This window comes from Streptomyces sp. AM8-1-1, from assembly GCF_032229325.1.
Lineage (GTDB): Bacteria > Actinomycetota > Actinomycetes > Streptomycetales > Streptomycetaceae > Streptomyces > Streptomyces achmelvichensis.
In genome coordinates this window covers 53990-73442 of record NZ_CP135086.1, presented here as the reverse complement: position 1 = coordinate 73442, position 19453 = coordinate 53990, and the positions used below count along the sequence as shown (strand labels likewise).

General features: G+C 67.9%; 17 protein-coding genes and 4 pseudogenes. 9 read left to right on the top strand and 12 right to left on the bottom strand.

Annotation, left to right across the window (positions count from 1 at the left end; all coding sequences use genetic code 11):
• The first annotated feature begins 303 nt into the window (after nucleotides 1-303).
• Nucleotides 304-1221: pseudogene (locus RPQ07_RS00325) on the top strand (Ku protein).
• Here the strand turns inward: RPQ07_RS00325 and RPQ07_RS37725 are convergent.
• The 4 genes and pseudogenes from RPQ07_RS37725 to RPQ07_RS00310 form a co-directional block, all read right to left on the bottom strand.
• Nucleotides 1211-1376, bottom strand: a pseudogene (locus RPQ07_RS37725) (IS5/IS1182 family transposase); the annotation flags it as partial. The pseudogenes RPQ07_RS00325 and RPQ07_RS37725 sit on opposite strands and share 11 nt — an antisense overlap.
• Nucleotides 1324-2544: pseudogene (locus tag RPQ07_RS00320) on the bottom strand (IS30 family transposase); the annotation flags it as partial. The pseudogenes RPQ07_RS37725 and RPQ07_RS00320, both read right to left, overlap by 53 nt.
• A 531-nt stretch (nucleotides 2545-3075) precedes the next feature.
• Complete coding sequence (locus RPQ07_RS00315) at nucleotides 3076-3417, bottom strand: DUF6233 domain-containing protein (protein ID WP_313941920.1); 342 nt, start codon at nucleotides 3415-3417, stop codon at nucleotides 3076-3078.
• Nucleotides 3418-3425: 8 nt separating this feature from the next.
• Nucleotides 3426-3638, bottom strand: a complete 213-nt coding sequence (locus RPQ07_RS00310; RefSeq protein WP_313941919.1) for a hypothetical protein — start codon at nucleotides 3636-3638, stop codon at nucleotides 3426-3428.
• Between the two features lie 208 nt (nucleotides 3639-3846).
• Here RPQ07_RS00310 and RPQ07_RS00305 point away from each other — a divergent pair, with 208 nt between their 5' ends.
• Together RPQ07_RS00305 and RPQ07_RS00300 are read left to right on the top strand one after the other, a co-directional pair.
• The gene (locus RPQ07_RS00305; protein WP_313941918.1) at nucleotides 3847-4077 is read left to right on the top strand and encodes a DUF5133 domain-containing protein; all 231 of its coding nucleotides are present in this window, start codon (nucleotides 3847-3849) and stop codon (nucleotides 4075-4077) included.
• Between the two features lie 645 nt (nucleotides 4078-4722).
• Entirely contained in the window at nucleotides 4723-5607 is an 885-nt protein-coding gene (locus RPQ07_RS00300) for a SigB/SigF/SigG family RNA polymerase sigma factor (protein ID WP_313948729.1), read from the top strand.
• 348 nt (nucleotides 5608-5955) lie between these two features.
• Here RPQ07_RS00300 and RPQ07_RS00295 read toward each other — a convergent pair.
• Nucleotides 5956-6323, bottom strand: a pseudogene (locus RPQ07_RS00295) (CBS domain-containing protein); the annotation flags it as partial.
• Between RPQ07_RS00295 and RPQ07_RS00290 the strand changes: the two are divergent.
• Nucleotides 6292-6855, top strand: a complete 564-nt coding sequence (locus RPQ07_RS00290; RefSeq protein ID WP_313941917.1) for an SUKH-4 family immunity protein — start codon at nucleotides 6292-6294, stop codon at nucleotides 6853-6855. The pseudogene RPQ07_RS00295 and the gene RPQ07_RS00290 overlap by 32 nt on opposite strands.
• Before the next feature lie 166 nt (nucleotides 6856-7021).
• Here RPQ07_RS00290 and RPQ07_RS00285 read toward each other — a convergent pair whose 3' ends face one another.
• The 4 genes from RPQ07_RS00285 to RPQ07_RS00270 all read right to left on the bottom strand — a co-directional run bounded on the left by RPQ07_RS00285 (nucleotide 7022) and on the right by RPQ07_RS00270 (nucleotide 12156).
• The gene (locus tag RPQ07_RS00285; RefSeq protein ID WP_313941916.1) at nucleotides 7022-7198 is read right to left on the bottom strand and encodes a hypothetical protein; all 177 of its coding nucleotides are present in this window, start codon (nucleotides 7196-7198) and stop codon (nucleotides 7022-7024) included.
• A 1-nt stretch (nucleotide 7199) separates the two neighbouring features.
• Nucleotides 7200-7655, bottom strand: coding sequence for a hypothetical protein (locus tag RPQ07_RS00280; RefSeq protein WP_313941915.1), 456 nt, complete (start codon nucleotides 7653-7655; stop codon nucleotides 7200-7202).
• Between the two features lie 2569 nt (nucleotides 7656-10224).
• Entirely contained in the window at nucleotides 10225-11298 is a 1074-nt protein-coding gene (locus RPQ07_RS00275) for a PhlD (protein WP_313941914.1), read from the bottom strand.
• Between the two features lie 174 nt (nucleotides 11299-11472).
• A complete protein-coding gene (locus RPQ07_RS00270; protein ID WP_313941913.1) occupies nucleotides 11473-12156 on the bottom strand; it encodes an XRE family transcriptional regulator in 684 nt (227 codons plus the stop codon).
• 297 nt (nucleotides 12157-12453) lie between these two features.
• Here RPQ07_RS00270 and RPQ07_RS00265 point away from each other — a divergent pair, with 297 nt between their 5' ends.
• From RPQ07_RS00265 to RPQ07_RS00255, 3 genes are all read left to right on the top strand, one after another.
• Nucleotides 12454-13329: a site-specific integrase gene (locus RPQ07_RS00265; RefSeq protein WP_313941912.1), complete on the top strand. Its 876-nt coding sequence runs from the start codon at nucleotides 12454-12456 to the stop codon at nucleotides 13327-13329.
• 7 nt (nucleotides 13330-13336) lie between these two features.
• The gene (locus RPQ07_RS00260) at nucleotides 13337-13663 is read left to right on the top strand and encodes a helix-turn-helix transcriptional regulator (RefSeq protein ID WP_313941911.1); all 327 of its coding nucleotides are present in this window, start codon (nucleotides 13337-13339) and stop codon (nucleotides 13661-13663) included.
• Nucleotides 13664-14572: 909 nt separating this feature from the next.
• Complete coding sequence (locus RPQ07_RS00255; protein ID WP_313941910.1) at nucleotides 14573-15769, top strand: hypothetical protein; 1197 nt, start codon at nucleotides 14573-14575, stop codon at nucleotides 15767-15769.
• On the opposite strand, the gene RPQ07_RS00250 is transcribed toward RPQ07_RS00255, so the two are convergent.
• Nucleotides 15729-15914, bottom strand: a complete 186-nt coding sequence (locus RPQ07_RS00250; protein ID WP_313948728.1) for a DUF664 domain-containing protein — start codon at nucleotides 15912-15914, stop codon at nucleotides 15729-15731. The two genes, RPQ07_RS00255 and RPQ07_RS00250, sit on opposite strands and share 41 nt — an antisense overlap.
• A gap of 101 nt (nucleotides 15915-16015) precedes the next feature.
• Nucleotides 16016-16753: an SDR family NAD(P)-dependent oxidoreductase gene (locus RPQ07_RS00245; RefSeq protein ID WP_313941909.1), complete on the bottom strand. Its 738-nt coding sequence runs from the start codon at nucleotides 16751-16753 to the stop codon at nucleotides 16016-16018.
• A gap of 84 nt (nucleotides 16754-16837) precedes the next feature.
• On the opposite strand from RPQ07_RS00245, the gene RPQ07_RS00240 reads away from it, so the two are divergent.
• Complete coding sequence (locus RPQ07_RS00240) at nucleotides 16838-17479, top strand: TetR/AcrR family transcriptional regulator (protein ID WP_313941908.1); 642 nt, start codon at nucleotides 16838-16840, stop codon at nucleotides 17477-17479.
• 129 nt (nucleotides 17480-17608) lie between these two features.
• Here the strand turns inward: RPQ07_RS00240 and RPQ07_RS00235 are convergent, their stop codons facing one another.
• The gene (locus tag RPQ07_RS00235) at nucleotides 17609-17917 is read right to left on the bottom strand and encodes a hypothetical protein (protein ID WP_313941907.1); all 309 of its coding nucleotides are present in this window, start codon (nucleotides 17915-17917) and stop codon (nucleotides 17609-17611) included.
• A gap of 181 nt (nucleotides 17918-18098) precedes the next feature.
• On the opposite strand from RPQ07_RS00235, the gene RPQ07_RS00230 reads away from it, so the two are divergent.
• Nucleotides 18099-19196, top strand: coding sequence for a hypothetical protein (locus RPQ07_RS00230; protein WP_313941906.1), 1098 nt, complete (start codon nucleotides 18099-18101; stop codon nucleotides 19194-19196).
• Nucleotides 19197-19453 lie beyond the last annotated feature (257 nt).

The following is a 19453-nucleotide window of genomic DNA, read 5'->3' as shown; positions in this document are numbered from 1 at the left end:
AAACAGACCGATGTCCCGGCTCCGCACCCGTACAGGAAGTTCCTGACCTCAGGCCCGACGTCGGCGAGGGAGTGTGGGCCAGCACCGCTCGAAGACTGGCCCACACCCGGCGGGCTTGCCGCCCAGTGGTCCGGGCAAGCCCTTCTCTTCCAGCATGCGCCTCCCGCAGCATTCGTGTCGCGACGAGGCGGGCTGCTCCGGTGTGCGGCACGCACCACGTTGACCTGGGGTATCTGGCGTAGGACGGCGGGCCGCGATGGGGTCGTACGCTGACGGTCTTGGGGCAGTACATGGAGGTTTCCCATGCCCCGCCCCGTTTGGTCCGGCGCGATCTCGTTCGGCTTGGTCACCATCCCGATCAAGGTGCTGCCGGCGACGGAGAGCCACAACATCAGCTTTCCAGTACCACCTGGAGTATATGGGACGGTTCCGGTACCGGAAGATCTGCGAGCTGGACGGCAAGCAGCTGCGTGACGACGAGATCGGCAAGGGCTACGAGGGCTCAAAGGACACGCTGATCGAGATCCCCGACGAGGACCTGGCGAACATGCCGCTGCCGACGGCGAAGGCCATCAAGATCGTCGCCTTCGTGCCCTCCGAGTCGATCGACCCGATCCGCATCTCCAGCGGCTACTACCTCTCGGCCGACGGGCAGGTGTCCGCCAAGCCCTACAAGCTGCTGCGCCAGGCGCTCGGCCGGTCGAGCAAGGTGGCGGTGGCGAAGTTCGCGTGGCACGGCCGGGAGCGGCTGGAGTTGCTGCGGGTGAAGGACGACGCCCTGGTGTTGCATGCGATGCGGTGGCCGGATGAGGTCCGCTCACCGGAGACCCTCATGCCGACACCGGTCGAAGTCGACGACTCGGAGATCGAGGGGCGATCGCGCTGATGGAGGCGATGGGGCAGGACGACGTCTCCGGCTACACCGATCCCTACCGCGAGGCCCTCGAAGAAGTCATCGCCGCGAAGGCGGCCGGGGAGGTTGTTGACCTGATGGCCGCGCTCAACGCCTCGGTGCAGGCCGCGAAGGAATCCCGCGGCGAGACCGGCGACGACGGTGAGCACGCCACCGTGCATGACATGCCGAAGAAGCGCGCCGCGAAGAAGACAGCCTCGGCCGCCAAGGAGGCCGCAGCGAAGAAGCCCGCGGCGAAGCGCCGGCGAGGAAGACGGCGGCCCGGCCGCGGAAACGGGCCTAGCTTCGCCTGCGTGGGTGACGGTTGATGGTCAGGTTCGTTGAGAGGGGTACCCCCGAAGTACAGAGCCCCCGGGGCTGATGGCGAATTCCAGGGGTCGTTGCAACACTGCTGGTCAGCTGGCTAGGTCGAGTAGCTTAGCGAGGCGCTCGGCTGGGGTTTCCCAGCCGAGCGTTTTGCGTGGGCGGTTGTTGAGTTCGGTTGCCACGGCGGTCAGGCGGGCAGGAGCGTGGGCGGCCAGGTCGGTGCCCTTGGGGAAGTACTGGCGCAGCAGGCCGTTGGTGTTTTCGTTCGAGCCGCGCTGCCAGGGGCTGGCCGGGTTGCAGAAAAAGACCGGGATGTTGGTGGCCAGGGTGAAGTCCCGGTGCGCGGCCATCTCTGAGCCTTGGTCCCAGGTCAGAGAACGCCACAGATGTGGCGGGAGTTGCTGGATGGTGGTGGTCAGCGCTTCTCTGGTGGCGGTGGCGCTGTGTCCGTGGGGAAGGTGCACGAGCATGACGTATCGGGTGGCCCGTTCGACCAGCGTGCCGATGGCGGATCGCCTGTCCTTCCCGATGATGAGGTCCCCTTCCCAGTGCCCGGGGACGGCGCGGTCTGCGGCCTCGGCCGGCCGGTCGCTGATCATCACCATGTTCTTGACCGGTCCGGGGAGACGTTTGTAAGCGTGCCGGTGCGGGCGGCGCATTGATCGTCCAGTGCGCAGAGCGCGGGTCAGTTCCCGGCGGAGTTCTCCCCGGCCCTGGACGTATAGGGCCTGGTAGATCGTCTCGTGGGTCACGTGCATCTCCGGCCGGTCGGGGAAGCGTGCCCGCAGAGCCTGGCAGATCTGCTCGGGGCTCCACCGCATCATCAGGTGGTCCTGGATGACGTCCCGCAGCTCAGGGTTCTGTCCGATCTTCCCCGGCTTCGGCCGCGCTCGACGTGCCTCTGCACGTCGGTGGGCCTCGAAGGGCCGGTAGGTCAAGCCGCGGCCCCTGGGCATGGGGCGGCGGTTGCGTCGTATCTCCCGGCTGACTGTGGATGGAGCCCGCCCCAACTCCGCGGCGATCTGCCGAATCGACGCCCGCTCACGCAGTCGGTCGGCGATGTGGATGCGCTCGGCCTCGGTCAGTTAGCGAGACGCCGGAGCCGGTTCCTCGACGATCCGAACAGGAGGAACCGGGCTCCGGCCGCCGGGCGGGGAGTGCCAGCCGTTGCGCCACCGCATACCGGTGCGGCGGTTGATGCCGATGATCCGTGCGGCGTCTCGCGTGCTGTAGCCCTGCTCCATGAGCTGGAAGTATGCGGCCCGCTCGCGGACCAACCTCTTCCCGCTCCGCTTCCCCCGGTTCTCCCGGATCTCGAAGTCCATCGCACCCCTTCATCTGGGGTGTTGCAACGACCACTAGAACCGAAGGTTGGTCCCGGAGGCTCTGTGCTGTCCGCGACGCCCGGCTGTGGGCGGGTCCACGGCGTGTGGGTGTCGTCGGTGACGAGGACGCCGTGAGGGTCGGTGGAGGTGTCGGTGGCTTGTAACCCGGCTGCGGTGAGGATGGTGGTGAGGGCGATCTGCAGCACGTTGTGCAGGCCGGTGTTCGCAGTGCGCAGCGGGGTGTCGGGTCTCCAGCTCACGTGGATCCCGTCGCTTGTGGGCTGGGCGGTGAGTCCTTCGGTGGTGCTGTCGGTGAGGGTGAAGCCGGCGTCGGTGAGGACGGTGGTGACCCGTTTGAGAAGCTGTGCGCGATCTGTCCTGGCGGGCAGGGTAGAGCCACTGCCGCAGGCGGAGGACGCCGGGTCTGGTCCGTCATGAGTGCGGGCTCGCAGGGGCGCCGCGCCGCGGAGTGCTGCCGGTCTTCCGCCGATTTGCGCCCGACGTACAATGCCTGCCGATCTATGCGCTCCGTTAGCCGATGATGCCGAGTTCGGTGTCGGGGCGGCACAGGACGCAGGCGCGGACGCCGTCGCTGATCAGGCGGCGGGCTTCCTGGGCTGTGATGACTTGCCGGGTGCGGAGGCGGGTGTTGCAGGGTCCTGCGTGGACGTACATCGGTGTCTTGTCCTTGCCGCTGTGCTCCAGCACCCAGTCCGGCGGCGGGGGAGGAGGACGGCGGGCCGCGAGCGCGGCCTGCCGCTGCTCGGCGTCTTTGATCCACCGGTCGGTGGTCGCGAGCTGCTGGACCTGCACACGGCGCAGGAAGTAGAGCAGCTCCAGCGGTGACGGCGGGGGAGGGAGCGGTTCGGACACGGAGGTGCTCAGGTGCCGAGGCGGACCGAGCGCCAGCTACGGGTGCTGCGGCTGATCAGCCCGCCCTCTTCGAGCCGTCCGAGCTGGTAAGCCACGGACGACGTGGACGACAGCCCGACCTGCTGGCCGATCTGGCGGATGCTCGGCCCTTCGCCGGTCTCGGCGATCCGCTCGCGGATGCAGCCGAGGATCCGCTCCTGCCGCGCGCTCAGGTGATTCATCACGATGCCGCTCCTCTCTGCCTGCGGACTCCCTGAAGCAATTACAACATCTGTTCGATCTGAGGCGAGTGCCGCGCCGAGCCACGCGGAAGTGGCTAGTCGCGGCAGGCCGGTCGCCCGCTTCCCCGGAGGCGGCAAATGGGTGAATGGCGGATGCTGTTGAGGGTATTCGCTTCCCGGTATCGGCTCGACCTGTCGGAGGCAGATCATGCTTCTTGCTCACCCTGCGGTGTTGAAGGATCTGGTGGAGCAGTACGAGACATTGCGTGCGCTGCATGCGGAGAAGGGCAGCCCGGGCGTGCGGCAGCGGATGGAGGACGTCGCCTACACCCTGTGCGTGTCCACGGGTACGCGGGATGTAGATGCGGCGTTGATCGCTGCTCGTCACCGGCTGCCGGGGGCCCGTCCCGAGGACGATTCACTGATCGCCACAGCCTGACCGACGGCCATCCGTTTCGCCCAGCAGACATGCACTCATCCGATGCGGATACAGAATGTGCGCCCTGCACCGTCCAGCGACAGCGTGCAGGGCGTACTGCGCTGGAGGACACGGTTCCCGGTGCGTCTGTGGGGGCCGGAGCGGCGTACCCGGGTAGGTGGGCCGCTCCGGCGTGTGCTCTAACGCGCGTATCCCCCTGCCCGTTACGCACCCGATCTGCTGGGCCAAGAGGATTCGGGAACCGCTGCCTGCGGCATCGTCCGGCCGCGCCTCCGGTGTGCGGGATCTGGTGGTCGTTAGCGTGCCTTGTGCACACCGGCACTTGCTTTCGCTCGCACGTGCCCCCGCGGCCCCGCACCACTCCCCGTGTGACGGGGCCGCTTCGTTCACCAGACTCCGACGCTTCGGTCATGGCGAAGCCGGGACACGGTGACCGGCCGCGTCCCGGGTACTTCCCCACGGCTCCGGCGGCTTCTGGAGCGATTGCCGGAGATACGTTCGATGATGCGGGACGCCAGGGGACGCCGCACGTTGAAACGAACTGGCTGGTTTCAGATGGCTGACTCCGAGGGGTATTGCGTGCCAGGAGCCGGGCAGGCGCCTTGTAGACAACGGACGACGCCGGCCGACGACGAGGTGAATGCGATGACATCTGCGCAGCTGACCGGAGCCCTGCCTGAGGACTTCGCGCCTGGTGCGCGGGTTGCGGGGGTGCGAGGCGAGCTGCCGGGGCTGGGTGAAGCCGGCAAGGTCGCCCCGCGCGATGCCCGGGAACTGTCGAAAGTGTTCTTCGACCGGCTCCAGCTCCTTGAGGAGGGCACGCCCGAGCACCAGTACGTCCGCAACTCGCTCATCGAGATGAACCTGTCGCTGGTGAAGTTCGTGGTCCGCCGGTTCCGTAACCGGGGCGACGGCGAGATGGAGGACATCAGCCAGGTCGGCATGATCGGTCTGATCAAGGCCATCGACCGGTTCGACCTCACGCGCGGTGTCGTGTTCTCTTCTTTCGCGATCCCTTACATCGAGGGGGAGATCAAGCGCTTCTTCCGGGATAGCACCTGGGCTGTCCACGTGCCGCGACGCTTGCAGGAGCTGCGGACCGAGCTGGCGAAGGCGAAGGAAAGCCTGTCCAACGAGCTGGACCGCGACCCGACTATGAGGGAGCTCGCCGACCACCTGAACCTCTCCGACGAGGAGGTACGAGAGGGCTTGATCGCCGCGAACGCGTACATCACCGACCCGCTGGACGCCCCGGAGCCTGGGGGCGAGGAGTCGCCCGAGCCGAAGCGCACTCACGCGGACACGGCCGGTGAACTCGACCCGGCGATGGAGCTGTTCGAGAACCTGCACACGCTGGCCCCCCTGCTGCGTGAGCTGAACGACCGCGAGCGGAAGATCATCGAAATGCGATTCGGGCAGGAATTCACCCAGGTACGCATCGGTGAAGAACTCGGCATCTCCCAGATGCACGTCTCCCGGCTCCTGGCCCGCGCCCTGGCCCAGCTCCGCGCTGGACTCCTCACCGGTTAGTGGCCACTTCCTCGAAGTGGGACGAGCCGTGCCGTTCGGTGACACATTGACTGTCGTCCGTCCGCGGTTCCTCCCCCGGCAGCCGCGGGCCGGACCACCGCTGCGCAGGCGAGTCTCCTGCGCGTTGCGCATCATCTAGATGTCGTGCTCGATGTGCAGGGTGCCGCGTCAGCCTGGCATGTCCCTGGGCCGTCGAACCTGTTATAGGACGACGTCTCGTTCTACTGCCTCAAGCGCGCCGCGCCGTCATGCGTCGGCAGCGGGCATCTCTTGACCGCCCCGGGTCGGGTGAGCGACAGCGGCTTTGGCGGAGGGGGTGACTGTAGCGGCGCTTTTCGTTGCCCAGCCGGTGGAGAGGGCCTTGACGAGGTCGCCGACCTTCGGGTCGGAAGGGCGCGGGCGACGTCGGCCAGGTCGACGACGCCGACCAGGTCGTGTCCGTCGATGACGGGCAGTCGGCAGCCCTTGTGCCGCGTCATCGTGTTGCGAATCTCGTCGGCGTTGCCGTCGGCGCCGATGGTGACCTTCGCCCTGGGCCAGGTCACCTGCTTTTACCTCCGCCGGGTCCTTGCCCACGCCCAGGACCTTCACGACGATGTCCCGGTCGGTGAGCATGCCCTTGAGCCGGTTGTCGTCCCGCAGACCGGCGGCGCACCGACCCCGAGGTCGGTCAGCTTCTCTAGGATGACCTGCGTGAACTTCTCTGTGACTCCCATGCAGTTGATGCAGGCCTATGGGCTCCAGAGCGTCGTGTACTTCCCGCAGGCCGCAGTTATCCACTCCGATAGCCGTTCGGCCAATTTCCTGAGCACTGTCGGACTTCCGCATTCGGAGGTCTTCACCTCCCGAGAAGACGTTGCGGACCCCTACCCCACAGGTCTGGATGCGATCACCCTGGGGAGTCGTTTCGACCACTACGGTATGAACTGCCCGCAGGAGAGCCGGTCGTGGTGGCTGCTCGGCTACCTGTTCACTTCCCTCGTGGCCATGGATCCGAAGTCGGCAAAGGTGTATGTCTTCCCGGAAGGGAGCTCCGGCTACGTCGAACTCCACCGGGACGTCGAGTCCTTGGTGTACGCACTCATCGAATTCCGCAAGCTTGAAGTCGACCACGACAACGATGCTGACCCCGAGGAACTTGTCGCACGCTTCAAGCAGGTCGTCGGCGCCTTCGACCCCACCCCGTTCGCCGACGAGGAATCACCATGGAATCTGTCGCTGGAGGAACTGGAACACGGGATGTGGTGAGATCCGTCTGACGGCTTTTCGTTGCTGGCTGCCACCTCGAATTCACCGGCGACGCGGCGGCCGGCCACCCGCTGCGAAGCGATCTGGAGGGGCACTCGGAAGCCGGCCCGAATCAGTAGCTGGGGCGGGCCGGTCCGGGGAGGCGCCTGGCCGCCCGCTTCTGCCGTCAGTTCCGCTGCTCAGCCCCGATGGCTTCTAGTCCCACTTGCTCGGCGAGCCAGTGCGCGTGCGGCTCTCGCATCTGGCGGCGGTCGATGCTGGCGCTGCGGACATGGACGAGGATGGTGTGGTCATCGGCGCACTCGTCGAGCTCGCGGGTGCGGGAGTTGAAGAGGAGCGTCACCTCAGCGTGCTTGGACTCGCCGCGAAATCGCACCTCGGGCGCGTCCGGCCAGCACAGAGACTCCCAGTTGATCCAGCCCGTGTTCGCGCCGATGGCCCGCGGTGAAGGCGTGCTCGATGCTGCCGACCGGCAGGTCGTACAGCTCGCACTCCATCGGCATCCGCCCTTCGTACGCGGCCGGGTCGGCCGGCAGACCCGGCCCCTGCACGCCGACTACCAGACCGGGCTGCTCCTCCAACGGCACCCCGTTGAACTCCAGGTACTCCTCCTGTCCCCGGAACCACCCCTCGGGCAGTTCCTTCGCCACACGCCGCACCTCGGCGACGGAATGGAACTCTGCGAACACGGAGACCTTTGAGTGCTCGCAGCGACCGAACTCCATGAGACGCCGCGCGGTGCTGAGGGCGAGTGCGAAGTCGGGGGTAAGGAGGACCGGATAGGCGACGTCGTTGGACATGCGGGTGACTGTGCCACGGCCAGGCATCACAGCTCATCGCATTTTCGGGCGCTCGTGCGCGCGTCCGCCGATGGCCCGGCTGCATGAGCGCTCGACCACGCCAACGCAGGCGCTCAACTGCCAACTCTGCGGCGGAAGCGGGCTGAAGGCTTTCGGACCGGTTGCGACTGGTCGCTTGGTCTTTGGTGCCGGTTGTGCCGGGGTGTATATCGACCGGACGCGAGGTGTGCAGCTGTGACATGGCGCTGGGTGGTCTGGTGGGTCATAGTCCCGCGGACGGAGTGCAGTTCACGATGGATGTTCTCGAGTCCGTTACTGGTGTGCCCTCTTGGCGGCTGTCATGGGACGCGCGGGTTGGGCTGTGGGATGGGTTTGGGAGGTTTTGTGGTGTGTGGTTGGGGTGTGGTGTGGTGAGTTCTGGTGTGGGGGTGCGGCGTGGTTTGGTGGGGGCGGTTCCGTTTACGCGGGTGTCGAATGCGTTGTTCCGGGATGGGCGGATCAGTTTCAAGGCGAAGGGCTTGTTCGGGTTGATTGCGTCGCACAGGTCGGGGTGGCGGGTTTCGGTTGCTGCGTTGGCCGGTTGTGGGCGTGAGGGCCGGGACGCTGTGCGGGCGGGCTTGGGGGAGTTGGAGTACTTCGGGTATCTGCGTCGTGAGCGGGTCCGGCAGGCGGACGGCACGCTGGGGCCCGTAATCTATGTGATTACGGACCAGCCCGCCGGTGACGGGGGAGGATCGCGTGGGGGAGTCGGGAGTGCAACGTCACCCTCGCCATCGTCGTCTGCCCTGCCCCGGGCGAGGTCCGCCACCCTGCCCGCCGATCACCTACCCGACCACGCGCCTCCGGTCGCGCTTCAGGCTTCATCTGCGGGCTCGCTCACGTCGTCGGCCATGTCGACGTCGTCAGTGGTTTCACGTCCTGTGACGCTGTCACCGTCGTCCGGGTCGGCCACGCCGACGCGGCTGCTCGTGTCACCTGGGGGCTGGGGGGCGTTGGCGGATCGGCCGGTGCTGGATGCTCCTGTGCCGGGTTTACCTGCGTCGGGTTTACCTGTGTCGGGTTTTCCGACGTTGGCCGATCCAGCGTTGGACGACGTGGGGGGTAAGAACATCAGTAACCAGAAGACGAAAACAGGGAAGAGAAGAAGGCCCCCCCTTCCCCCCGACCGCGCCCGTCCAGAAGAGGCGACCGGTCACGGCCGGCCCGCGCCGGCAACCGACCCAGACGGCACCGCACCCTCCCCGTCGCCCGCCGCGCCGTCGCCCGGGGTGCCGTCGCCCGGGGTGCAGTTGCTGGAGGGAATCGGTGCCGCCCATCCACCCCTGCGCCTGACCGGGACGGATCTTCATGCCCTGGCGCCGGCGGTGGAACGTCTGCTGCAGCAGGGCTGCAGCCTGCAACGGGTGGAACATGCCATCACCGACCGGCCGTTACCCCGAACCGTGCACACCAGCGTGGCGGCCGTCATCGGCGCACGCCTGCGAACCCTGAGCGCACCACCCGGCGCCACCACTGCCCACCCGGGCGCCGCCTCCCTCCCCGGCGCGCGGTGCCCTGACGCGACCCGCGACACCCCGCCTGAACCATCCGCCCCCCAGCATCCCCACCAGCGTTCCGCACCGCCGCCCACCGACAACACGCTGTCTGCGCCGGTGTCTCATGTGTGGGTGGAGTGCGGTGGATGTGGCCGTCCGGGCACGGTGACCGGCACCGGCCTGTGCCCGGTATGCCTGGACTGGCCGGCTTGCCGCTCGTGTACCGGACCAACGCCACGACGAGCCGCCCCGAGCGGCGATGGCCGGTGCACCACCTGCGCCCAGTACAGCCCCCGCCCGCCACTCCAACCAGGCTTCGGTCCATGACCGGCACAGCGCTGGGCGAGCAACATGGCCGGTCCGTCTCTGGGCTTCGACATCGTCGACTGAACACGTCGGCGGGTCAGTGCCGTGGGAGCCGGCGTCGCGGCCTCTCCGGCAGCTGACGCCGACCGTATCTACCGGGAGGTTGTCGACCACAGCGACAGCAGTGCGCTCACAGCCCCGGCCCGGATGCGGGAGGAAGACGGGAACCGGGAGGGGGCGGTACGCCTGGCTCGTGCGGCAGCCGAGCACGGCGAATGCGATGTGCTCACCGATCTGGCCGAGCGGCGGGAAGCAGATGGAGCCGGGAGATTCACATGTGTCTCCACTGGGAGGCTGGCGACTACGGCACATGCGTTGGGACCCCCCGCGACCCCGTCGCAAGTGCAGTTGGTAAAGCACGGCTTGGAGCCTGCTGGGACTCTGTCTACGGCAGCATCGTCGTAAGGAACAGCCTTCGGTATCCCGGCCCAAGTGGAACGAGGTCAGCTCCCCTGCCCATCGGCTCGTGTCTCTGACAGCTCGGCGGTCTGTGACGCGGACAGCCGCCGAGCTTGCCAGCTCGCATTCGCATTCAGGTGCAAGTCGACCCTAAGGACCCATGACTTGGCGTTGGTGGCGGACCTCATGGTCCGGGCAGCGGCAACGAAGCCGTCTGGCGCCTTGCCGGAGCGGTCGCGGCTTTTGGAGATGCGCCTGAGTACCTAGGTTCAGGCTCTCCAGGTTCCTGTACATGCGGCGGCGCTGAAGCCTGGCCCAACGCCGAGGAGGACGCCTCTGCTGGCCGGGGCAGGCGGGTCCTGGTGGGTTCGAGCGAGTACGGCAAGGACGGCGGGGCCGCCGAGGTTGCCGTTCTCTCGGAGCGTTGCCCATGCATGCCGACTCAGTTTCGCCTTGTCGTCCGCCTGGAGCCCTCGGTCGATGCCGAGGGCTGCCTCGGCGTCTTCCAGGATGCGTGGTCCGCCCGGGTGCAGGACGGCAAAGTCAATCCGGTCGAGCTTCTGGCGTTTGAGGTGGGCTAGGAGGGCGGGTGCGAGGTCGTTGATAGCGGTCACGGCTGACTTCTCGGAGTCGAAGTGCAGACCGTTGGCGTCAAGGCGGCCTCGATAGCGGTCGCGGCTGCGGGGGAGGGTGTACTCCCACGTGCTGTCGATACGCAGTCCTGGTCCGAGCGGGCTGCTGGTGACGAGGCAGGCGGCAGCGGAGTCGCCGAAGAGGCTCTTGTAGATGGCGGCTTGAGGGGTGGTGTCGTGGTGGTTGTAGACGGTGCTGAGCATCTCTGCTACCACGACCAGCACGGTGCTGTCGGGGTGTGCGGCAACATGGTCCACGGCTTTCACCAGGGCGTGAGCCCCGCCGGCGCAGCCGAGCGTGCTCATGGGAATGCGCCGTACTTCGGGCGCCAGGCCCAGTTCCTCGATCAAGTGGACATCCAGTCCGGGCACGGTCCACGACGTCGTATGCGAGGTGACGACACAGTCGATGTCGGAGGCGTTGAGGCCGGCTCCGTCGAGTGCTTGGCGTGCTGCGCTGGTGCCGAGTTCGGCTGCGTCGGCGTAGGCAATCTCGTTACGCACGGAGATGGGTGCTGCACCCGATATGGCCCGGTGGCTCAGTGGCCGGGTGAAGCGACGGGTGGCCACTTGGGTGTGTCGGGCGTAGCGGAGGATTGCTTTGAGATTGGGAAGGTGGGGCTGAGCGCGTTCTATGTCGGCGCAGATCTCGTCCATCGTGATCTCGTGCGGCGGCAGCGCAATGCTGGGTTGCGAGACATGCGCTTCCATCACGAGAGCCCCTTAGAGGTAGGTCCTTGGAGTCCGGGGCACCGTGTGTGCGGGTGACGGTCGATCCGCGTCAAGGTGGCTTGTAGGGGCATGTCCGTATTCTGGGGCGGCTTCTCTGGCGGGGATAAGTGGAGATCTGCACAAGCTTGGGAGCCGTGGCATGGGTGGGAAGCGCTAGTCGTCTTGTTCCTGTGGCTCGAAGACAACGATGATGACCCGCGCTCCAGGTGCGGCGAAAAGGTTGGCTGCGACCATCTTCGCGAGCCCGACTCCCCATAGCGGGTGTTGCAGGTGCCGATCGACTCCATCAGGGGCGATGGATGCGTCCGCGCCGTGGGCATAGATCGGTCCGGCGATCGGATCTGCCCGTACCTCTCTGTCGAGTTGGGCCAGGTCGCGGTTGTCAGGGTGCTCGGCGAAGGCGTTGCGCAACTGCCCCGCGACGGACGGCGCCCACGTGTTCTCCCAGTCCATGAGCGTGGTCTTGGCCTCGTCCGCGAGCAACATCCACCGTGCAGTGTTCTCAGGAACCTGACCGTTGCGGAACAGGGCGGCAAAGGGGCGGTTATAGGCGACGACTCTCCATGCCATGTCGGTCACGTACATCATGTGTCGCTGCCCGTCGCAAGCTGCCTGCCAGGTGGCGGGCACCGCCATGCCGACTTCCGGCGTCATTGGACGGGTGGGCCGATGTCCCCGGGCGTGGAGCCACATCGTCGTGTACTCGTCGGGCGTCAGGTGGAGCAGTCGGCCGACGGCCACGAGCAAGTCCTCCGGTGGGTTGGGGAGTTGCCCTCGCTCGAAGCGGCCATTACCTGAAAGGTCAGGTTCGGTGGGTGTGTGGTCGTTGCTGGTCACGGGTGGTGGGGGCGTGGTCGGCGAGGTGGTCGGTTGTTCAGCATTTGTGAACTTTTCTCGGGGTTGCTGAGGGTGTGGGGTCAGGGTGGGTGGGTGTCTGAGGCGTGGGTGGATGAGTTTGTTTTGGCGTTGGCGGCGCGGGGTGCGACGGATCGGTGGGTGGCTCAGCAGGCGGTGTGGGTGGGGGAGTTGCTGGAATGTGCGGGGTGCGCGGTGTGGGAGGTGGGGCCTCGGGATGTGGATGGGTGGCTGGCTGGGGCGCGGCGGCGGGGGGTGGCGGGGGGGACGGTGTTGTTGATGGCGCAGGCGGTGTACCGGTTTTACGTTTTCGTCGGGGTTCGGTATGGGCGTGTGGTGGAGGAGGTGTCGGGGCGGGCTCTGGTGCAGCCGGTGGATGAGTTCAACCGGCCGCGGCGGGTGGTGACGATGGTGCGGGTGCCGCCGTCGGCGGGGGAGGTGGAGGCCTTGTTCGAGGCATGGCGCTGGTGGTTGCCGTCGGCGGGGGCAGGGTTCTTGCCGGCGGCGCGGGACTATGTGGCGGCGTCGCTCTGGCGGCGGGTGGGTTTGCGGATCAGTGAGTCGGCCCGGCTGGAGGTGGGGGACTGGTATCCGCAGATGGGCGCGCACGGGGTGCTGCATGTGCGGTGGGGCAAGGGCGCCCGGGGAAGCGGTCCGCGGCAGCGGCTGGTGCCGGCGATCGACGGCGTGGACCGGCTGCTCGCGTGGTGGCTGGAGCAGGTGCGCCCGCAGTTCGGTGACGATCTGGCGGGTGGGCGTGCAATGTTGCTGCCGAGCCGGCTGCACACGCCGGGCGCCGGGCGGCGGGCCGTGTGTGCGGCGACGTTGCGCCAGGGGCTGGCGGACGCGGTTGCGCGGTGGCTGCCGGACTGGTCGGGGCGTCTGACGCCGCATGTACTGCGGCATTTCTGCGCGTCGTGGCTGTACGGCAGAGGGGTCGGTTTGTCGGCGGTGCAGGCGTTGCTGGGCCATGTGTGGGTGTCGACGACGGCGGCGTATGTGCATGTGCCGGCCGAGCGGATCGAGGAGCAGTGGGCGCAGGCCAATGCCCGCGTCGGTGTGCGGCTGCTGGGGGCGGCCGACGGGGCGGCTGGTGGGTCGGGCGAGCTGGGGGTGGGGCTGGGTGCGGTGGGAGTTGCGGTTGAGGGCGGCTGAGCGGGGCGTGTTCAAGGCGGTCGAGATGCGCCGGCTGCTGGCTGCGGCGGGGCTGCACGTCAGTGCGGGGAAGATGTCGGCGCTGTGGTCGGGTACGCCGGTGTCGGTGCGGCTGGACGACGTGGAGGTGCTGTGCCGGGTGCTGGGATGCGACGCGGCGGGGCTCCTGGTCCTGGATCCCCCGCCACCGGACGCTAGTGCCGCGCAGCCTGCCGGGGCGGCGGGTGACACGGCCCCGATCGTCCCGGCGCCGGCCCCGCCGTGGGCCATCGAGGGAGCCGGATCGGGGGACGGGGCGACGAGGTCTGTACGGCCGTCGCTGCCGCCGGTATGAGCCACACACGGCGCCCGCCGCCAGGCCCTGTCGCCACTGAACGCCACGCCCCTGGTGGGGAGAAGAACGTCGCGGTGGAGGGAGGAGCCTGCTCGTGCGGCGCCCGGAGCAGCCGGCGCTGCGCGGCCCCCGGAGTACCTGCGTTGCGAGGCGCCCGAATTACCGGCGCTATTCCGGCGCTGCGGGGAGCCCTGGAGCGGCCGGCGTTGCGGGGTGCCGTGGTTGCGTCTTTCTGCCCTGTGGGCGGGTGGCTGTGGACGAGGAGGGAAGTTGATGCAGTCTCACCGCACGGGCAGGGCTGAGGCATTGGGTGGTTCAGGCAGGTCTGCGCCTGCCGGCAGCGGCGGCGGGGTGATCGCTGTCGAAGAGGTGGCGAGGGGCGGGCGGCCGCCTGCGGTGTGTGCGGGGTGTGGGGTGCGGCCGGTGGCGTATCGGGTGCCGCGGGTCGATGTCTGTTTCGTGTGTCTGCCCGGGGGGCCGCATGTTCCGCCGCCGTGCACGGTGTGCGGCAGGACCGGCTTCTTCTTTCACCAGGGCCTGTGTACCGCCTGTCATCCCTTTTCGCCCGAGCGGCGCGATGCCTGTCCGGACTGCTTCGCGTGGGGCACCAGTCGTCGATCGGGGTGGCGGTGCTGGGGATGTCGGAGCTGGAGTAAGAGGTTCCGCGACACGGGGCCGGGTGGGCCGTGCCGGTGGTGCCGGCGCACGGTTACGGTCAACCTTGATGCGGTGTGCCGGCTGTGCTGGCTGCAGCGTGCCCGGCTGCGCCGCGCTACGGGTGACAGGACCGTGTCCTATGCCCAGGCTCTTCACAGCGGTTGGATTCAGTTGTCCTTTGCGGGCGGCGGCCCGCAGGAACGCCGTCGCGGCCGGGCAGGTCGGCTGCCGGGCCGTCACGCTGCTGTCGCGGTGGTGGCGCCGGCGGTGCACCGCCAGCTCACTCTCTTTCCCTCGCCGCCGCGCGACGTGGCTGCCGCCCTGCGCGCCGCGGCGGCAGCCCCCGTTTCCGGCGGTCCGCGGGACCCGGCCTTGTCCGCGTGGCTCGGCCGGCAGTTGACCGACTGGGCCGCGTCCCATGGCTGGTCCACGGCCACCCTGGGGCGGGCCCGTTCGGGTCTGCGCATGCTGCTGGCGGTGCAGACCACCGCTGGCGCCCCCATCCCGGCGACGTGGATCGAGCAGCTCGCCCCATTCCGCCTGCCCGGCCGTCTGCTGCACGAGTTCCTCACCGCCCACAGCTTCGCCGAGGACGACCGCACCCCGGCCATCGAATCCTTCTTCACCCGCATCACCGACGGCCTGCCCGAGCCGATGACCGCCCAGCTCGCCACCTGGATGTCCCTGCGCCTCAAGCCTTCACGCAGCCGGCCACGCACCACAGACACGGTGCGCCACCAACTGCGCCACGCCATGACGGTCCTTGCCCCTCTCGCCGCCGCCGGCGTCCACGACCTCGCCGACATCACTCCCCTTCAGCTCCGCGCACGCCTCGGCGCAGCCCGCCTGACGGGTACTGAGCTGTGCCAGACCGTCTCCGCTGTGCGGATCGTCTTCACGGTCCTGCACGCGCACGGCGTCCTGGACCGCAACCCGGCCATGAAGCTGCGCGGCGGCTCCCCCGCGTACACGATCCCCGTGCCGGCCGATCTCGCCCCGATCCGCCAGTCCCTCGCCTCACCCGAACCGGCCCGGGCCGCCGTCACCGCCCTGCTCGTCTTCCACGCCCTGCGTTCCGGCGAAATCCGCCACTTGACCCTCGACCAGGCTCTCGCGGCACAGACAGGGCCTTTGCGCCTGCCCCAACGCACCGTCCCGCTCGCCGAACCGGTCCGCGTACGGCTGGCCGCCTACCTCGCCCATCGCAGCCACCGCTGGCCCGGCACCGCCAACCCCCACCTCTTCATCACCCAGCGCTCTGCACTGTCCACCACACCGGTGTCCCGTTCTTGGCTGTACCGGCAGTACCCGGACTCCGCCCACGTGCTGCGCAGCGACCGCATCGTCGACGAGGTACAGGCCGCCGGCGGCGATGCCCTGCTGATCTGCGAGCTGTTCGGCCTCGGCATCAAGGCCGCCACCCGCTACACCGCCGCCGGCGGGAAGTAGACCGCTCGGCGGTGCTCACGATGTCCGCGTGCCCCGCGTGCCTTCCGGTTACCTCGGCGAGATGGATGAGCATCCAGGGGAGGTTGGTGTTGCCCCACCGGCAGTCGGGGTGGCGGCCGACGTCATTCAAAGAGGCGGCGGCCACGATCTCGTTGCCCCCGGTGCCGCCTCGTACGACGCACACGCGCGGCCGGGAGTGCGCCCCATCGCTGCGAGGGAACCGGATGCGCACCACCGGCCGTGGTTTCAGGCCCGGGTGTAGCCGCCGTCGGCGAAGAGTTCGGCGCCGGTGACGAACGACGAGGCATCCGAAGCCAGGAAGAGGGCGGCCTCGGCGATTTCCTCGGCGTCGGCCAGCCGCCCCAGTGGCACGACGGCCTCGGCGAACTGGTCGACGTCCGGCCCCGCGGCGCCCAGCAGGCCAGGGGTCCGCGTCGGTCCCGGGCTGAGCACGTTGACCCGGAATCGGCGCTCCCGCGACTGCCGGGCCCAGTTGTGCACGAGGTTGCTCACCGCCGCCTTCGAGGCGCTGTAGACCTCGAGTTGCTCATTGGGCCGCACGCTGTTGCTCGAGCCGACGACCAGGATGGAGGCGTTCTCCGCCAGCAGCGGAAGCGCCTTCTGAACGGTGAATAGTGGGCCCTTGACGTTGACGGCGAGCGTCAGGTCGACGTTCGCCTCGGTGTGGGCGCCGAGCGCGGCGTCCGCGACGATACCCGCGTTGGCCACCAGCACGTCGATGCGCCCGGCCTCCTCGCGGACTCGCGCGTAGAGCGCGTCCAGGTCGGCCAGGACCGAGACGTCGGATCGTACGCCGGTGGCCGCAGGGCCCAACTTGTTGACTGCCGCGTCGAGGCGGTCGATGTCCCGGCCGGTCACGAAGACCCGTGCGCCCTCCCGGACGAAGCGGTGGGCGATGGCCAGCCCGATCCCGCTGGTCCCTCCGGTGATCACGGCCACCTTCTCCTGCAGCACGCCTGGCATGTCGAGCCCCTTAAGTTGTGGAATGGATCGTCCATAACGTAGGCAGTAATGGACGATCGAGTCAAGAATGGCTAGGCTGAGACCATGCCGAGACCACGCGCATTCGACGAACGCCAAGTCCTGGAGCGGGCCCGGGAACAGTTCTGGGCGACCGGCTATGCAGGAACCCGGATGGACGACATCGCCCAGGCGACCGGCCTGGGCAAGGGCAGCCTGTACGGCGCATTCGGCGACAAGGGCAAGCTGTTCCACCGTGTGTTTGGCGACTGGTGCACCGCAGTCGTTGAGGTGGCCGAAGGGCGGCTGACAGGTGGCCCCGACGCAGAGGCTTTGGCCCGGCTGTCGGGATACGTGCACCTGATGGCGGCGAACACCGCCTCCGACACCGAGCGCCGCGGGTGCCTGTTGGCCAAGGGCGCGGCGGAACTGGCCCAGCACGATCCGACGGTCGCCGGACGGTCGGCCGAGACCATGACGGCACTGCTGACCCTGCTGCGGACAGAGATCAGCGCCGCCCAGCGCCACGGCGACATCGATAGCGCTGCAGATCCGGAGCGGTTGGCGGCACTGCTGCTGACGGTGGTCCGCGGTATCGAGGCGGTAGGCAAGGCCGGCCTGGACCCGGAGACGCTGCGGAACATTGCAGATACCGCACTGTCGGTCCTGCCCATGCCCGAGGGGCAGAAACGCCTCGCAACCGGGCGCAGCCCGGCCCGCGAAAACTGACTTGCCCTGCGAACCGATCCTCGAGCAGACGTCGGCGCCGGCGGAAGATCTTTCTGCCGGCGCCGACGTGTCCTGCTGCGTGTTTATACCTTGTTGTATCTCTTGGGCGACTCTGGAAACCGGTTGCGGCTAGCGAAGCCTGTTGCGGTCGAGCATCCGGCGCGTGATGTCGTAGGCCATGGTCATCCCGGTTGCGACGACGGCGGGCCAGACCAGGCGGGGATCCATTGTGCCGTCGGCGATGGCGAAGGTCATCAGGCCACCCCCGCCCAGCGCTCCCATACTTGTCAGCCGGGGAATCGGCGGGACCCACACGGAAATGTCCTTGCGTCGCCATCCGCTGTCGGTAGTCCCAGGGACGGAGAGCGGAGCGGGTGCCGTGGTGAAGGTGCGGCGGTCCGGCTGCTTCTTGCGGTCTTCCTTGTTCTTGCGAGGCATCAAAGGGCTCCATCCGACCAAGAGTGGGTGAGCAGATGTTCCGGGTCTTCCGGATCTGCACTGGACTCTTCCAGCGTGAAGCCGCACGCCGTCGCCCTTGACACTCCACCTGACACGTCACCAGGAACCCTCCCTACCAGGGGATTTACACGTCAGAGGGAGCTTGGCAACCTAACCTGACATGACGCGCACACTCTTGGACGACCTCAACGAACATGATTGGGAGTGGGATTGGCTTTCACCGGTCACACCGTGGTGGTCCTGGGGTGACGTCGGCGAGTTCTGGCTGGTGCGTCGACTTCTGAGCATGCTGCGGGACAGCCAACTGGCGCACTGGCACGACCCCGCACGGGAGCCTGTGTGCATCCTCGACGATCTGACGAGGCTTAACACGCGCCGCACAAAGCCCACCACGGACAGGGCCCGCGCGCTGGCGCTACGGCCCAAGCTCCGCACGGTGACCGCCACCCTTAGAGCGGTTCACGGGCTGCAACTGCTCCTCCAGCTCCGCCTCGACCAGTACACACATCGTGCGCGAAGACTGGGCATCCCCTGGGAGAGGATCCTGCCTGTCCTGGAGTCTGGCGCCGGTGACCGCAGTCTCCAACGCGATGGCCGGGTCACCACCCGGCAAGCCGTGGAAAAGCGGTGGAAGACGATCGAAGTCGGCGAGGCCGCGCTCGCTCCCTGGACCGGCGGCCCCTTCAAGAACGGCCTCGACGAGATTATCGGCATCCTCGCCGCGGAGCACATGCAGCAGGTCGCCGACATCCGCGTCCCCAACATCTTCGACCTCGTCGCCCGTGAGCGAAGTGCGCAGAACGATCAGGAGCGCAGAATGGCCGCCTTGCGCAGAAGAGCGGCCGACGGCCAAGCGGAGTGGCAGCAGACGTGGGATGACTGGTCGCCCCAGCAGCGCACCGCTCTGGCCTCCGTGGTCGCGATATCGCAGCTCCAGTACCGAGCTGCCAACGATCAGGAGAGCCTCGTATACGAAGCACGTCGCCGGGAGGCTACTTGGGAGGACGTTGGTCTCGCACTGGGCATGTCCCGCCAAGCTGCGCATGAGAGATTCAGCGACTGGCTGTCTGGAGACCAGGCACTGCCCGTGTCTGACCGACTGCATCGCGAGGTCCGCCTTGCATGTGTCGTTGCCAGTCGACTGCTCGACTCGCCTACCGCCTCGACGACAGACAAGGAGTTGGCGCGGCGCTTCTATACCCCCGCCGGCCCCGATTCGGCTTATCGCAACCACCGGCCCGGCTGCTGCCTGAGATGAACAGCACCGAGAACGTTGCCCATCGGTGGTGGGGTCGGGCAGGCCCGGTCAGTCATCGTGGCGATCAGACCGGAGATGGGACCACGGGTCGGCGGCGCTGCCTTTTCGCTGTGGAAAGGAACAGGACTGCTCCCATGTCACTAACCCCGGCAAGCCCCCCACCCTCAATGAGGTACGACCTTGCGGTGCGGCTGAGCGTGCGCGACCTGGTTTCCTCTACCAAGCAGGCCACGATCGGCTTTGTTCCGTGAGCTTCT